General features: G+C 31.8%; 13 protein-coding genes and 1 riboswitch. Of the genes, 3 read left to right on the forward strand and 10 right to left on the reverse strand.

The features are described from left to right. Nucleotides 1-5 precede the first annotated feature (5 nt). The 5 genes from map to ES045_RS12970 all read right to left on the reverse strand — a co-directional run bounded on the left by map (nt 6) and on the right by ES045_RS12970 (nt 3,713). Entirely contained in the window at nt 6-809 is an 804-nt protein-coding gene (map, locus tag ES045_RS12950; protein WP_147116713.1) for a type I methionyl aminopeptidase, read from the reverse strand. A 58-nt stretch (nt 810-867) separates the two neighbouring features. Then, nucleotides 868-1,266 carry a BT0820 family HAD-type phosphatase gene (locus tag ES045_RS12955; protein WP_147116714.1) on the reverse strand — a complete coding sequence of 133 codons (399 nt, stop codon included), beginning with the start codon at nt 1,264-1,266 and terminating at the stop codon, nt 868-870. Beyond that, complete coding sequence (locus ES045_RS12960; RefSeq protein ID WP_147116715.1) at nt 1,267-1,797, reverse strand: TlpA family protein disulfide reductase; 531 nt, start codon at nt 1,795-1,797, stop codon at nt 1,267-1,269. Nucleotides 1,798-1,816: 19 nt separating this feature from the next. Next, nucleotides 1,817-3,334, reverse strand: coding sequence for a 2,3-bisphosphoglycerate-independent phosphoglycerate mutase (gene gpmI / locus ES045_RS12965; protein WP_147116716.1), 1,518 nt, complete (start codon nt 3,332-3,334; stop codon nt 1,817-1,819). A 190-nt stretch (nt 3,335-3,524) separates the two neighbouring features. Continuing rightward, entirely contained in the window at nt 3,525-3,713 is a 189-nt protein-coding gene (locus ES045_RS12970) for a hypothetical protein (protein ID WP_147116717.1), read from the reverse strand. A gap of 134 nt (nt 3,714-3,847) precedes the next feature. Here ES045_RS12970 and ES045_RS12975 point away from each other — a divergent pair, with 134 nt between their 5' ends. Beyond that, a complete protein-coding gene (locus tag ES045_RS12975) occupies nt 3,848-5,602 on the forward strand; it encodes an aromatic amino acid hydroxylase (protein ID WP_147116718.1) in 1,755 nt (584 codons plus the stop codon). Between the two features lie 37 nt (nt 5,603-5,639). Beyond that, nucleotides 5,640-5,918 (forward strand): rhodanese-like domain-containing protein, encoded by a 279-nt coding sequence (locus ES045_RS12980; RefSeq protein WP_147116719.1) that lies wholly within the window; start codon nt 5,640-5,642, stop codon nt 5,916-5,918. Here ES045_RS12980 and ES045_RS12985 read toward each other — a convergent pair. The 5 genes from ES045_RS12985 to alaS form a co-directional block, all read right to left on the reverse strand. Next, nucleotides 5,915-6,307, reverse strand: a complete 393-nt coding sequence (locus ES045_RS12985; protein ID WP_147116720.1) for a hypothetical protein — start codon at nt 6,305-6,307, stop codon at nt 5,915-5,917. The two genes, ES045_RS12980 and ES045_RS12985, sit on opposite strands and share 4 nt — an antisense overlap. 80 nt (nt 6,308-6,387) lie before the next feature. After that, nucleotides 6,388-7,338 (reverse strand): GSCFA domain-containing protein, encoded by a 951-nt coding sequence (locus tag ES045_RS12990; RefSeq protein ID WP_147116721.1) that lies wholly within the window; start codon nt 7,336-7,338, stop codon nt 6,388-6,390. 312 nt (nt 7,339-7,650) lie between these two features. Beyond that, nucleotides 7,651-8,685, reverse strand: coding sequence for a YncE family protein (locus ES045_RS12995; protein WP_147116722.1), 1,035 nt, complete (start codon nt 8,683-8,685; stop codon nt 7,651-7,653). A gap of 4 nt (nt 8,686-8,689) precedes the next feature. Continuing rightward, entirely contained in the window at nt 8,690-10,522 is a 1,833-nt protein-coding gene (locus tag ES045_RS13000; RefSeq protein WP_147116723.1) for a TonB-dependent receptor plug domain-containing protein, read from the reverse strand. A gap of 37 nt (nt 10,523-10,559) precedes the next feature. Beyond that, a riboswitch (cobalamin riboswitch) is annotated at nt 10,560-10,776 on the reverse strand. Nucleotides 10,777-11,082: 306 nt separating this feature from the next. Next, complete coding sequence (gene alaS / locus ES045_RS13005) at nt 11,083-13,701, reverse strand: alanine--tRNA ligase (RefSeq protein WP_147116724.1); 2,619 nt, start codon at nt 13,699-13,701, stop codon at nt 11,083-11,085. Nucleotides 13,702-13,860: 159 nt separating this feature from the next. On the opposite strand from alaS, the gene ES045_RS13010 reads away from it, so the two are divergent. Next, a complete protein-coding gene (locus ES045_RS13010; protein WP_147116725.1) occupies nt 13,861-14,829 on the forward strand; it encodes a M23 family metallopeptidase in 969 nt (322 codons plus the stop codon). Nucleotides 14,830-14,898: the final 69 nt, after the last annotated feature.

Raw genomic sequence — 14,898 nt, forward strand, 5'->3', positions numbered from 1 at the left:
ATTAATTATTGTCTAAATTCATCTTCTTCATTCGTAACAATTCCTAGAGCTTCATGCACATATTTAAAAGTAGAAAGCAATTCTGGTTTGCCGTTTAAAATAGCAATGTCGTGCTCAAAATGTGCAGAAGGTTTATTGTCTAACGTTGTAATTGTCCAACCGTCTGCATGTTGTTTTATTTTGTGAGTTCCTAGATTTGTCATTGGTTCTATGGCAACCACCATTCCTTCAACAAATTTCTTTCCTCTTCCTCTTTTACCGTAATTTGGCATTTCTGGATCTTCATGCATTTCTCTTCCTAAACCATGACCAACCAATTCTCTTACAACACCGTAACCACGATCTTCTGTGAATTTCTGAATTGCATACCCAACGTCTCCAACTCTATTACCTGCTTTAAACTCGCGAATACCAACGTATAAACTTTCTCTAGTTACGTCTAATAACTTTCTAGTTTCTGCATCAATCTCACCAACAGCAAATGTGTAAGCGTGATCACCATAAAATCCGTTTTTCTTAGCACCACAATCTATAGAAATAATATCACCTTCTTTTAAAGGTTCTTTATTAGGAATACCGTGTACTACCTGAGCATTCGGACTCATACAAAGCGTGTTCGGGAAGTCATACAAACCTAAAAAACCAGGAATTGCGCCTTCTGCTCTAATAAAATCTTCTGCTAATTTGTCTAAATATAAAGTAGAAACTCCAGGTTTTACTTCTTTTGCAAGCATGCCTAATGTTTTCGAAACGATCAAAGCACTTTCGCGCATCAATTCTATTTCTTCTTTGGTTTTAATCTTAATCATAATAAAAAAATTGAACAGCAAAGTTAGTATAATTTAAAGAAATAGTACGCTGAAATACTTATTTCAAGAAAGCGAAAAAGCCTTTCTTTTTTTTAGGTTCTGGTGTGTAGTTAAAAATATGCTTGTAAACTTCTGTCCAACCAATAAAACCACCAATATTTCGATCGTCTATAAATAAATCTGCATTTATTTTTCTACTGTATTTGGGGTCGAAATGTTCTTCAGGAAAACTTTTGTTTACCGCATAAAATTCAATGCCATTTTCTTTACAGAAAGTAACAGCTTCCTTTAGTTTGGTGCCACTTCTATACGTCCAAAGTATCAATCGATAGCCTTCACTTTGAAGTTTTCTTAAAGTTTCGAAAGCAAAAAGTTGTGTAGTACCAATTTTAGGATACGCATCTTCTACAATGGTACCATCAAAATCTACGGCAATAATTAAGTTGTTAGTATTCATTTATTTACTGCTGTCGTAAGAGTGTTTATAAGCTTCACCAGAAACAATTTTTAACATATCTTTTTCTAAAGATTCTCTGGCATATTCTACATAACGCCCTATTTCTTTACCGTCTTTAATAAAAATAAATGTTGGTACTCTTTTGATGTCTAAACCTTCTTGTAGATTATCTGGAGTTCTTTTAGAACGATTTACAGTAACCATTTCTACATTTTTAAGATTGAAGTCTGCCAATTCTAAAACCTTGTAAAAATGCGGCGTTTCTCTCTTACTATCTCCACACCAAGTACCCATAAAAGCTTTAATTGTAACTCCTTTTAGGGCTTCTTTTAAGGAAGAAATTGTTGTTGCATCTGGTTTGTAAGTATCAAAGTTTTGATGGAACCATGAGTTATAAGGAGCTTGATTAAAAGATTCTTTATTCGCAAAACCGATTAAATCTCCTTGTTTATTTTTGGTAGCAGTTATTTCTTGCTGTGCGTTACAAGAAGTTAGTGAAATTGTAAACAGGAATAAAAAAAAGTATTTCATTTTTGTAAAGTTTTGTGTTTTATAGTAGCGAGTGTTGTGTCATTTCTGTTGGTTGCTCAACACCCATTAAATTTAAAATTGTTGGTGCAATATCGCCTAAGATACCACTTTTTATAGATTTTATTTCTTGATCAATTAAAATGAACGGAACGGGGTTTGTGGTGTGCGCAGTGTGAGGAGAACCATCTGGGTTCATCATTGTTTCACAATTTCCGTGATCTGCAATTAGTAGTGTAGAGTATCCGTTTTTTAAACCCGTTTCAATTACCTTTTTTGCACAGTTATCTACAGTTTCACATGCTTTAATAGCAGCTTCCATAATTCCTGTATGACCAACCATATCTCCGTTTGCAAAATTTAAACACACAAAATCTGCGGCTCCTTTTTCTAGGTCTTCACACAAAGCATCTGTTAATTCATAAGCACTCATTTCTGGTTGCAAATCATAAGTTGCCACTTTTGGGGAGTTTCTTAAAATTCTAGATTCACCTTCAAACGGAGCTTCTTGTCCGCCAGAAAAGAAAAATGTAACATGCGGATATTTCTCTGTTTCTGCAATTCTAATTTGCTTTTTACCCGCTTTAGAAAGTACTTCTCCTAACGTATTTTTAATATTATCGCTATTGTAAATTACATTAATTCCTTTAAAACTTTCATCATACATGGTAATCGTTGTAAAGTATAAATCTAGTTTTTTCATTCCAAATTCTGGAAAATCATTTTGAGACAAGGCATTTGTTAATTCTCGTCCTCTATCGGTTCTATAATTGAAAAATAAAACAACATCTCCTTCTTTTATTTGCGCTTTTGGCGAACCATCTTCATTGGTTACAATGATAGATTTATGAAACTCATCTGTAATTCCTGCTTCATAATTTGCATTCATTTTAGCTAGTACATCTGTAGTTTTTGTACCAACACCGTTTACAATACCATCATACGCTTCTTTTACACGCTCCCATCTGTTGTCTCGATCCATTGCATAATAACGCCCAGTAACAGAAGCCAATTCTCCTGTACTTTCTTTCATGTATTCTTGAATATCGTTGATGAAAAATGTACCAGATTTAGGATCACAATCTCTACCATCTGTAAACGCGTGTAAATACACATTGTCTACTTCATTTTCTTTGGCAACATCTAAAATTCCTTTTATATGATTAATGTGAGCGTGAATACCTCCATTAGAAACCAAACCTAATAAATGAACATCTTTGTTGTTTTCTTTGGCATATTTTAAAGTATCTAACAATACTTTTTCTTTACCCAAGGTTTTTTCTTTAACTGCTTTATTAATTCTAGCTAAATTTTGATATACAATTCTACCAGCACCTAAATTCATGTGGCCAACTTCCGAATTACCCATTTGACCTTCTGGTAAACCAACGTGTAAACCATCTGTTCTTAGTTCTGCATGCGGATATTTGTCATACAAACCGTTTATAAAAGGTGTTTTTGCGTTGTAAATTGCAGATACTTTTGGGTCTTGTGTAATTCCCCAACCGTCTAAAATCATTAAGATAACTTTCTTGTTCATTTTCTAAAAATTGAACAGTAAAAATAAGAAAGTTTTTTGTCTTATTTTTACTTTTTCACGAAACCGATAGCGTAAAATTAAAATGATAAGTAGTTGCTACTTCTCGTTTTTAAATACTTTTATTTTAATAGTTATTTAAACTAATCAGATAAAAAAGAAGAAGTATAGCGGTAATAATAATTCTTACTTTTTAAAAGAAACTACGATTGTTTTGTTGTTGAATTTTCTCACGAACTTCTTTCGGGTCGTTCTCAATAGCTTTATTGGGGAAGAATAATTCACTTTTGTTACTTTTTTTGAAGTCCTTTATTTTATCAAAAGTAGCAATACGGGTGCTCTTATTAGTTATCATTGCCGCTACAGAAGCTACAAAACGCATAATAATCAATTTTTTAGTTACTAATTAAAAGCTAAAAGTAACAAAATGTTACCTGCAGTATTTAACAAAGATAAAATGAATAATTGTTGATTTAATACGTAATTTTGTAAGAATAATTCAATATTTAGATAGATATGCAGTTTCAATTGAATGATGTCACAAAAAAACTACCTAAACACTTACATAAATTTGTTGTAAAACAGCCTTATGAAGAATATACAGCACAAAACCAAGCAGTTTGGCGCTATGTTATGAGAATAAATGTAGATTACCTAAGTAAGGTTGCACATAATTCTTACATAAAAGGACTCGCCAAAACAGGTATTTCAACAGAAGAAATTCCATACATGGATGGAATGAATCGTATTTTGAAAGATATCGGTTGGGCAGCAGTTTCTGTAGATGGTTTTATTCCGCCAAATGCATTTATGGAGTTTCAAGCATATAATGTATTGGTCATAGCATCAGATATGAGAACTATAAATCATATAGAATATACACCTGCACCAGATATTATTCATGAAGCAGCAGGACATGCACCAATTATTGCAAACCCAGAATACGCAGAATATTTAAGACGTTTTGGTGAAATTGGCTGTAAAGCTATTTCGTCTGCTAAAGATTATGAAATGTATGAAGCAATTCGTCTTTTATCAATCTTAAAAGAAAATCCAAATTCTTCAGAAAAAGAAATAAATACAGCGCAAGAAGCGGTCGCGTATTTGCAAGATAATATGGGCGAATTGTCTGAAATGGCACAGATAAGAAATTTACATTGGTGGACGGTAGAATACGGTTTAATTGGCACTTTAGAAAATCCTAAAATTTACGGAGCAGGTTTGCTTTCTTCTATTGGTGAAAGTGCTTGGTGCATGAAAGATGAAGTTAGAAAAGCACCCTATTCCATTGAAACCGCAAATATAAATTTCGATATTACAAAACCACAACCACAATTATTTGTAACGCCAGATTTTGCACACCTAAGTTTGGTTTTAGAGCAATTTGCAAATAAAATGGCCATTAGAAAAGGTGGTTTAAAAGGCATACAGAAATTAATTAATTCTAAGAATTTAGGAACGATTGAATTGAGTACAGGGATACAGATTTCTGGAGTATTTACCAACGTAATTGCAGATGAGAATAACAAACCTATTTATTTTCAAACGACAGGTTTAACAGCTTTGTCAAATAGAGATAAAGAATTAATTGGCCACGGTGTAGAAAATCATAAAGGTGGTTTTGGAAGTCCTGTTGGCAAATTGAAGGGAATTAACATTGCCATCGAAAATATGAGTCCTAGAGATTTAGAAGCCTATCAAATTTATGAAGGAAAACGCATTTCTTTAGAATTTGAAGGCGGACTAAAAGTTGTTGGAGATGTAATTACGGGAACTAGAGATTTGCGTGGTAAAATATTAATTATTTCTTTTGATAATTGTACGGTTATGCATAATGAAACAGTCTTATTTAAACCAGCATGGGGAATTTATAATATGGCCGTCGGTAAAGAAGTAGTTTCTGCATACGGTGGGGCAGCCGATATTAATTCTTTTAAAGATGAAAGTGAAGTTTCTAAAACAAAAACGCACAAAATAAAATATTCTGATCAAGAAAGAGCATTGTATTCTTTATACGAAGAAGTAAGAAATATGCGTGAAGCAACATCAGTTACAGAAGAAAACCTAACAATTATTTTTAATCAGTTGAAAAAAGATTTTTCTAATGATTGGTTATTGAATTTAGAACTTTATGAAGTAGCTTTGCAGCATCATTTTTTGATACAAGAAGAGATATATACTTACTTGTTAGTTTTACAAAAAAATGAGACCTATAAAAAGTTAATAGAAAACGGATTAAATTTACTAAGAGTCGAGCCATCAAAAATATAGAATTATGGGATTTTTTGACATTTTTAAAAGAAAAGATATGAGTACAGAAATAAAAGAATATTTAGATAAAGAGGCGGTAATTTTAGATGTTAGAACTTTGGCAGAATGGAATGAAGGCCATATAGAAAGTTCAAAACACGTAGTTTTAAGTTTAATTCCGTTAGAAATAGAACAAATTAAAGCTTGGGGAAAACCAGTAATTGCCGTTTGTAAAAGCGGAGGTAGAAGCGGGCAAGCAACTCAGTTTTTGGCTCAAAACGGAGTGGATGTAATTAACGGTGGACCGTGGCAAAATGTTGCAAAAGAATTAGATTAACGGTAATTACCAAAACCTTTTCTTCTTCGTTGGTGCAATCTAGTGTACACTTTGTAAGAGTGTGTTGCTTTGCTAACAATCGCAAAAATACCACCCAACATTGCACCAACAAAAGCTCCCATTGTTAGGGCATCAAAATCGTGCCCTGTTGCTAAATACTTTAGGTAGAAAATAATAATTCCTATAAGTATCGATATAAAAAATACTTGCAGTTTAGAATTGGATAATTTAGCATAAATACCACATAATATACCTGTAATTATAGCGGTTGCAGTAATTTTTGTTACTAATAATTCTAAGAAGTTACTTGTTTCTGGTAATATAATTGCTGTTACAAAGATGCCTACAAGAGCTCCAGAAATGATACCGATAAGAATTTTTTGAATCATATTATTTCGTAAATAGTACTAAATTTAAAGGTACAAATAAAAACCTTTGTAAGGCTAATTTTCTTTTTTGCTGTTTCGTCTTAAAAAGAAATAAAAGAGTGTTTTTGTATTATTGCTTTTTGCTTGAGGGCTAAATTTTTTAAAAATTGCTGATGTTGCTCAGAGTTCTCGTTAAAAGGTCTGTGAGAAATCCCTTTCTGAATTAGTTCTATTTCTTGCATCGTAATTTGTGATGCCTCCGTAAACCAAGCTCCAACAAATTTTTCCCAAATGTAGCTAATAGCTGTTTTATTCGGATGAATCATGTCTTCATTATAAAAACGATACCCTCTTAATTCATCCATTACAATTTCATAAGAAGGAAAATAATGTATGTTATTTATTGGATCTACAACGTTGTGGATTCCTGCAATTAGATGTGCTTTGCTTCTTGTATTTTCTATAAAGCCATCTTTTAAATGACGAACAGGAGAAACTGTAAGTGTCACGGAAACATCTACGTTTAGCATTTTTAGGAGAGCGATACTACGGTCTAAACTTTCTGAAACTTCATCAACAGATAATAACTCTTTTAAGAATTTTTTCTGCGGAATTTTATGACAGTTTGCAACAATTGCAGCTGTTTCTATAAATCTGTAGACCCAAGAAGTGCCTAGGGTAATTATAACATGTGTTGCTTCTTCGAGTTGTTTTTTAGTTTGAACTAATGCTGCATTTAAATTAACTAAAAGTTCTTTTTTATCAACAGAACTCATGTTAGAATGTGCATCAAAACAATGCCAGCGTTCATTGTTAAAAGTTAAATCTTTTTCGGTATACCTTTCTTGGTTTATTGCTTTTGTTATTAAGGTTTCTATTGCTTTGGGGTGAAAGAGAATTCCGAACGGATTCTGATTCGACTGAAACTTAAAATAAGAAAGCTGATTACCTATATTTTCTGAAAAACAAGAACCCAATAATAATATTTTAGAAGTATACGCTATTAGTGTATTTGATTTTTTTTTTATTGGAATTCTGGTTTGAAGGTTCATTAAGTAGTGGTGTGTTTTCTCTTACAAAGATGTACTATTTTTTTAGTATTACACAAAAATTTAATCCTTTGATCATAAAAAAATAAAGGAGTCCGTCCATAATGCTAAAAGCCTCAGATTAATTAATCTAAGGCTTTTATATTTTAATTTACGAATGCTCGCTAAAAGTTATTTAATCATTGCGTTATTAGAAGTAAGAACTGCTAAATATTTTAGGAAATAGTTATGAAATTGCTCATATCAAAAAGAGGAACGAAACTAGATTTTTTTTACCGAATATTAATAGTTGTCAAGCAACAAACATGTTTTAAGTTAATCGTTAAAATAGATGTTGTTTGTACCAATTCCTGTATTTATAGATTTTAAAAACTTACCCTCTAAATCATAAACTAATACTACGCTATTCTCGCTAAATCCTTTTACATCAGCGTAAAATATTCTATTATTTTCAACTGCAAATCCATAACCAGTAAACCAAGATTCTGCAACCACTTCAGAATTTACTAAAGGAATATCAGATAATTCTGTACTTGTAATAGGTGAACTATAAATACTAGATCCAGAAATAAAATAAATATTAGAATCTTCAATATCTAGTTTACTTGGTTTTTCCAAACTACCACGTAATGTAATTTCACCAATAACTTCATTCGTAGATATATCTATTTTAGTAATTCCAGTGTTATGCATTGCATATAAAACACCATCTTCTTCTTCCATACTATTTAGGCCTTTACCTGTAACTAAGGTTTTAATAACGGTGTTTGTTTTAAGATCTACAACTGTTATATTGTTACCAGAACCGTAAGCTGCATTTTGTATGTACATAAAATCGTCTTCTACAATAATTTGCTCAACTGCACGACCAATGTCTATTGTGGTTTCATAAGAAAAATCTGCAATATTATAGATTACAACACTTTTTGAACGTGCGTTTGTAATGTATAATTTACCATCTTTTGTGTCTGCATACCTTGGTAATTCTATGTCTTCTTGAGTAAGTGTTGTAATTCTTTTAAATGTGTACTTATCAACAACTTCAACTTTATTACTATTATTTAAAATTAAATAAGCGTAGTTGTCGTCAAAAGTGATGCTTTGCAATATATCGCCTACGGGAGCGTTGTTCTCTTTAGAGTAAACCTCATTTATAGTTGTTGATAAATCAGCCGAGATAAAACTTATAGAGGCGTTAGGTGAGCCAAAATTACCTTCGTTAGAGACAATAAATCCAAGATCATACGCTCCTTTCGCGATGTAGGCTTCATCTAGTTCATTCTTTTCACAAGATAAAAAGAGTGTAATTGAAATTAAAAATAATAGGGTTTTTAAAAAATGGTTTTTCATGATATTAAATATTTAGTGTTAGATAAATTTGATAATTTCTTAATGGCATTGGCTTATAGGCAACGCTCTGATACTTAGTATTCCAGGTATTTTTAACTTTAAAGCCTAATTGCATCGTTTCTTTCGTGTTTAAGGCAAGCCCAAACTTTAGGTTTGTTAATAAATAAGAATTTAAAGCTGTTTTTTTATTATTGTCTGTTTGCGTGAAAACAATACCTCTAAAGTTATTATTAATGCTGAAATTTATTTTTTTATACGTGTAATATAAACTTCCTACTAGCTTATGATAAGGAACATAGGTTAATTGCTTTTTTGTATTTCTGTTTTCAGAGCTGGTATACGCGTAAGACGCATTGGCTTTGATAGTATGATGACCAAATACCTTATGATAACCAACCGAAGCTTCTATCCCTTTTATTAAAACGTTGTTGGTGTTTACTGGTTTCCAAACAGAACCAGATGTAGGTAACCAAATAATTAAATCTTTTATAGCATTATAATATCCTGTTAGTTTAACCGTGAAATTATTAAGCCTTAATGTATTGGTGAACTCATGTTGCAAAGACGTTTCTGGCTTTAAGTTAGGATTTCCTGCACCTGGCCAAAACAAATCATTAAACGTCGGAATTCTATAATTTTTAGAACTATTAACACTAATTTGATACCAAGGTGTTGCATTAAAATCGGCACCAACAGTAAATAATAACGGACTCTCATAGTCGGAGGTGGAGTCTCCGCTTAAAGTAAATTGGTACACAAATTTTTTACTTATTTTGTGTTTAAAGTAAAAACCTGTTGTTAAAATAGCTCGTTCTTCGTTATTATAATTAGTGCCTTTTCCTACAGTATTGTTGTAGTTGATAAAGGCTTTTAATAAAATATCATCTGTAATAGTATATCCCAATTCATTTTTAAGAATTGCAGAGGTAGCATTTCCTGTACTTAAATCGGTGTTTGTGGTGAGCTCCGGAAAATAGGTGTAATCTTCATTGATTAAAGCAACTTTGGTGTTTAGAAAAAACTGATTGAAATGACCAGAATACTCAAGCATTAATCGTGAATTTTCATCTTTATATTTTGTTCTACTCTGTGTTGTTTCTAAGATAGAAAAATGCCTCAATCCGTTAAAAAATGAAATATATAGTTTTAGTTGTTGTTGGTTGTTGAATTTGTAAGCGGTATTTAAAAAAATAGATTTGTTATAAAATCCACCATTTTCATTTTTTTTATCTGAATCTGCAAATTGATAATCATTGTCTGATGCAAAATATCCTACACCACCGTTAATATTAAAATTTGAAGTAGAGGTGCTGGCCTTTAAAGTGATTTCTTTTGTATGAAAACTTCCATAATTGGCATGTGCGCTAAATTTTGTTTTCTGTCTAAAAGAGAAATTATTATTTAGATTTATACTTCCTCCAATTGTTCCGGTTCCAAATTGTGTACTTCCACCACCAGGTCTCACTACAATTTCATCAAAACTAGCCGTACTAATTGTGTTAAAATCAGTTTGCCCTAAGAATTGCGAATTTATATTAATCCCATTCCAAACTACAGCAGTTTGTTGCGCTGTTGTTCCTCTAAAAGAAGGAGATGATACCATTCCTAATCCGTTTTCTTTAAAATAAATAAGTGTTTCAAAGTTTAATAACTCTGTTAATTGCGGACGCTGGTTTTGTATGATTTCTGAATTTAAAACGATGGTTTTTTGACCAACAGATTTGTCCGCTATTTTTGCAGATTTCAAATAAATTGTATCTAAAGTCTGTATTTTCTTTTCTTGGGAAAACACTGTGAAATAACTAAAGAGGAATACTAATAGAACTATATATCTCATAATTAAAAAGTCACTTTACCCGAGCAACACATTTATATTTTGTTGTTATATTTCTGGCAGGTCTCCTGGCTTGCGTCTTTTTGTTTACCTTCCCACACGTAAAATGTGCAGTGGTTTTTTCGAAGTAATTAACAAAAAGCATCTTTGTAAAAAAGACTTAGCTTACAGTTGCGGGAACAGCTTCTGTTTTTAACAGAATTCCCTTTTAATCCACATTCTAAAATAAATGTGAAACCAAATAATCGGCAAAAATAGAACTATATTGTTGATTTAACTACAATAAATGAAGCTTAATTTCTGACTATTAATTTTATAGTTTTCTGTAGTTTAATAGACTGAAAAATTGTGTCTTATTAAAATAAAAGCGTTTTAAATAATTGTAGTAATTATTTTTTCTATCGCAAAGACACGAACTCTAGAAATTTTGTGTTGAAGTTTTATTATTTAATATAACACTAGCATTTGTTACAAACGAATGCTAGTGAATAATTTAGTTTATTAGTAATCAGTAGTTTATTGTTTGTGTATGCTGGTAAGTAAGTTGTTACCAACAGTAAATACTATTTAATATAGTCTGCCGCTTTTTCTAGAGCCTTAGGAATTCCTCCAGGATTTTTCCCACCGGCAGTTGCAAAGAAATTTTGTCCACCACCACCACCGTGAATTAGTTTTCCTAGTTCTCTTACTACTTTTCCAGCATCATAACCTCGCTCATTTGCCAATTCTTTAGAAATGTAACAGGTTAACATTGCTTTGTCGCTAGAAGGAGCAGTCGCAAATAATAAGAATAAATTTTTGTACTCTTTCCCTAAACTAAAAGCTAAGTTTTTAATTCCGTTTGCGTCTAAATCTACTTTTGTTGCTAAAAACTGAACGCCATTAATTTCTTGTAATTGATTTTTAATTTCGCCAGATAAATTCTGTGCTTTCTCTTTTAAAAGTTGTTCTATTTGTTTTTGTAAAGAGGTGTTTTCATCTTGCAATTTTTGAACTGCTTTTACGGGCTCTTTTGCATTGTTTAATAAATTTTTAATCTCGAATAAAGTCTTATTATTATCAAAATAGAAATCTTTTACAGCATCATTTGTAATTGCTTCAATTCTTCTAATACCAGATGCAACTGCGCCTTCAGACTTAATTTTAAAGTGCCAAATATCACCCGTGTTTTTCACATGTGTTCCACCACACAATTCTACAGAGGTACCAAATTTAATTGCACGAACAGTGTCGCCATATTTCTCACCAAACAACGCCATTGCACCATCGTCAATTGCTTGTTGCATTGGTATGTTTCTTTTTTCAACTAAAGGTAGTTTTCCAGAAATACGCGCATTTACAAAATCTTCTACATCGCGCAATTCATCAACAGTTACTTTAGAAAAGTGAGAAAAATCGAAACGTAAATATTTAGAATGTACTGCAGAACCTTTTTGTGCTACATGTGTTCCTAAAACTTCTCTTAAAGCTTGATGTAGTAAGTGTGTTGCTGTATGATTGCATTCTGTTCTGTAACGTTGTTTTTCATCTACAACTGCCTTAAAAGATTCGTTTAAATGTTTCGGGAGATTTTTTGTGAAGTGAATAATTACATTATTTTCTTTCTTGGTATCTAGAATATAAACGACATCTCCATGAGCATCTTCTAAATAGCCTTTGTCACCTACTTGTCCGCCACCTTCAGGATAAAACGGAGTTAAGTTGAAAACTAATTGATACATTTCACCGTCTTTTTTAGACGTTACTTTTCTATACCTTGTTAGTTTTACGTTTGCATCTAAAGCATCATATCCAATGAATTCTTCAACAGCATCATCAATTAAAACGGTCCAATCTTCGGTAGAACTTTCACTCGCAGCTCTCGATCTATTTTTTTGTTTTTGAAGATGTTCTTGAAATCCCTTTTCGTCTAAAGTATATCCTTTTTCAGCTAAAATTAATGCAGTTAAATCTACCGGAAAACCAAAAGTATCATAGAGTTCAAAAACTTTTTCTCCAGAGATTTCTTTAGAATCAGCAGCCGAAATAATTCCATCTAACAAAATTAAACCTTTATCTAAAGTTCTTAAGAAAGAAGCCTCTTCTTCTCTAATTACATTTTCTATTAACTGTTTCTGTGCTTTTAGTTCTGGGAAAGCATCGCCCATTTTTTTACTTAAAACGTCTACCAATCTGTAAATGAACGGTTCTTTTTTATCTAAAAAGGTAAAGCCGTATCTAATTGCCCTTCTTAGAATTCTACGAATTACATAACCAGCACCTGTATTGCTTGGTAATTGACCATCTGCGATAGAAAAAGCAACTGCTCTCACATGATCTGAAATTACACGAGTAGCAATATCTTGTTGCTCATTAGCGCCATACTTTGTGTTCGTTATCGTGCCGATTTCACTAATAATTGGTTTAAAAATATCGGTATCATAATTAGATTGTACATTTTGTAAAACCATACACAAACGCTCAAAACCCATTCCTGTGTCTATATGTTTGTTTGGTAAATCTTCTAAAGTTCCGTTTGCTTTTCTATTAAATTGCATAAAAACCAAGTTCCATATTTCTACTACATGCGGATGGTCTTCATTAATTAAAGTTCGCCCGTCTACTTTCTCTTTCTCTTCCGCAGATCTAATATCTACATGAATTTCAGAACATGGCCCACAAGGTCCTTGTTCGCCCATTTCCCAAAAATTATCCTTTTTATTTCCCTTTAAAATTCGGTCTTCAGCAATAAGCTCTTTCCATAAATCATACGCTTCCGTATCCATCTTTAGGTTGTCTGCATCATCAGAACCTTCAAAAACGGTCACATATAAAATGTCTTTGTCTATTTTATAAACTTCAGTTAATAGTTCCCAAGCCCAAGCAATTGCTTCTTTTTTAAAGTAATCTCCAAAAGACCAGTTACCTAGCATCTCAAATAATGTGTGATGATACGTGTCATAACCAACTTCTTCTAAATCGTTATGTTTACCAGAAACACGCAAGCATTTTTGCGAATCTGTAATTCTATTATTTTTTGGTTTTCCGTTTCCTAAAAAATATTCTTTAAAAGGTGCCATTCCAGAATTCACAAATAATAAAGTTGGGTCATCTTTAGTAACCATAGGAGCAGAAGGTACAATTAAATGTGATTTTTCTTTAAAAAAGTTTAAAAACGTAGCACGAATATCTTGAGATTTCATAGAAGTGGGAATTTCCAACAAGTTGGATTATGTTAAATTATATTTAAAAAACTACTAAAAAAAAGTAGTTGTAAAACATTTTGTAAATTAGCGAGTTCTTAAAAAAGAGATTTATACAAAAATCGATTTTAAGAAAACAAAAATAGTACATTTAGAATTATGGCAAAAGTAAAATATTATTACGATGCAGATACACTTTCTTACAGAAAAATTGATATAAGAAAAAGTGATTATTATAAGAAAACTGTTTTCGGCTTTTTGGCAGTTTTATTGATTGCATTCATCGGTTTTATTGTTTTTAGTCAGTTTATAATGTCGCCTAATGAAAGAGCATTAAACAGAGAAAATGAAAATTTACAATTAAATTTAGAATTATTATCTAAAAGAATAGATGAGAGTTCTACTGTTTTAACGCAACTGCAAGAAAGAGATAATAACATCTATAGAATGTATTTTGAAGCGAACCCAATACCAAATGAACAAAGAAAAGCTGGTTTTGGTGGTGTAAATAGATATAAAAGTTTAGAAGGTTACGACAATTCTAAAATGATAAAAGAGTTAACCAAAGATGTAGATATTTTGTCTAAACAATTGGTAATACAATCTAAATCTTTAGATGAAATAGTAACTCTAGCCAAAGAAAAAGAAAAAATGTTAGCGGCTATTCCTGCAATTTTACCAGTAAAATTAGTAGATCTAACAAGAATGGCTTCTGGTTATAAATGGAGAATGCATCCTATTTTAAAAATTAGAAAATTTCATAAAGGAATGGATTTTACAGCACCTGTTGGAACACCAATTTACGCTTCTGGAAATGGAGACGTAATTCGTGCAGAAAGAAGTGCAACCTATGGAAATGTAGTGTATATAGAGCATGGTTACGGTTATAAAACTATTTATGCACACATGAGTAAAATTAAAGCAAGACGTGGGCAGAAAGTAAAACGTGGCGATTTAATAGGCTATGTAGGTAATACAGGTAGATCTGTTTCTGCACATTTACATTATGAAGTGCATAAAAATGATAGAGCTTTAAATCCTATTAATTTTTATTACGGAGATTTAACGCCAGAAGAATTTGCGGCAATGCAAAAAGCGGCTGAAGAAGAAGGGCAGTCTTATGACTAATTTCTAAGTATAGAAGGAAGATACAAGAGAGAATACTCAAAAAATTCGCTCTACATTATTTTTTTTATT

Origin of the sequence: Polaribacter sp. IC073, from assembly GCF_007997075.1 — a bacterium.
Classification (GTDB): domain Bacteria; phylum Bacteroidota; class Bacteroidia; order Flavobacteriales; family Flavobacteriaceae; genus Polaribacter.

What these genes read in the sequence shown, in the direction of transcription:
- ES045_RS12980 (WP_147116719.1), top strand. Translation starts at nt 5,640, where the DNA reads ATGAGTACAGAAATAAAAGAATATTTAGATAAAGAGGCGGTAATTTTA.
- ES045_RS12985 (WP_147116720.1), bottom strand. Translation starts at nt 6,307, where the DNA reads ATGATTCAAAAAATTCTTATCGGTATCATTTCTGGAGCTCTTGTAGGC.
- ES045_RS12960 (WP_147116715.1), bottom strand. Translation starts at nt 1,797, where the DNA reads ATGAAATACTTTTTTTTATTCCTGTTTACAATTTCACTAACTTCTTGT.
- ES045_RS13010 (WP_147116725.1), top strand. Translation starts at nt 13,861, where the DNA reads ATGGCAAAAGTAAAATATTATTACGATGCAGATACACTTTCTTACAGA.
- ES045_RS12975 (WP_147116718.1), top strand. Translation starts at nt 3,848, where the DNA reads ATGCAGTTTCAATTGAATGATGTCACAAAAAAACTACCTAAACACTTA.
- alaS (WP_147116724.1), bottom strand. Translation starts at nt 13,701, where the DNA reads ATGAAATCTCAAGATATTCGTGCTACGTTTTTAAACTTTTTTAAAGAA.
- ES045_RS13000 (WP_147116723.1), bottom strand. Translation starts at nt 10,522, where the DNA reads ATGAGATATATAGTTCTATTAGTATTCCTCTTTAGTTATTTCACAGTG.
- ES045_RS12970 (WP_147116717.1), bottom strand. Translation starts at nt 3,713, where the DNA reads ATGCGTTTTGTAGCTTCTGTAGCGGCAATGATAACTAATAAGAGCACC.
- gpmI (WP_147116716.1), bottom strand. Translation starts at nt 3,334, where the DNA reads ATGAACAAGAAAGTTATCTTAATGATTTTAGACGGTTGGGGAATTACA.
- ES045_RS12990 (WP_147116721.1), bottom strand. Translation starts at nt 7,338, where the DNA reads ATGAACCTTCAAACCAGAATTCCAATAAAAAAAAAATCAAATACACTA.
- map (WP_147116713.1), bottom strand. Translation starts at nt 809, where the DNA reads ATGATTAAGATTAAAACCAAAGAAGAAATAGAATTGATGCGCGAAAGT.
- ES045_RS12995 (WP_147116722.1), bottom strand. Translation starts at nt 8,685, where the DNA reads ATGAAAAACCATTTTTTAAAAACCCTATTATTTTTAATTTCAATTACA.
- ES045_RS12955 (WP_147116714.1), bottom strand. Translation starts at nt 1,266, where the DNA reads ATGAATACTAACAACTTAATTATTGCCGTAGATTTTGATGGTACCATT.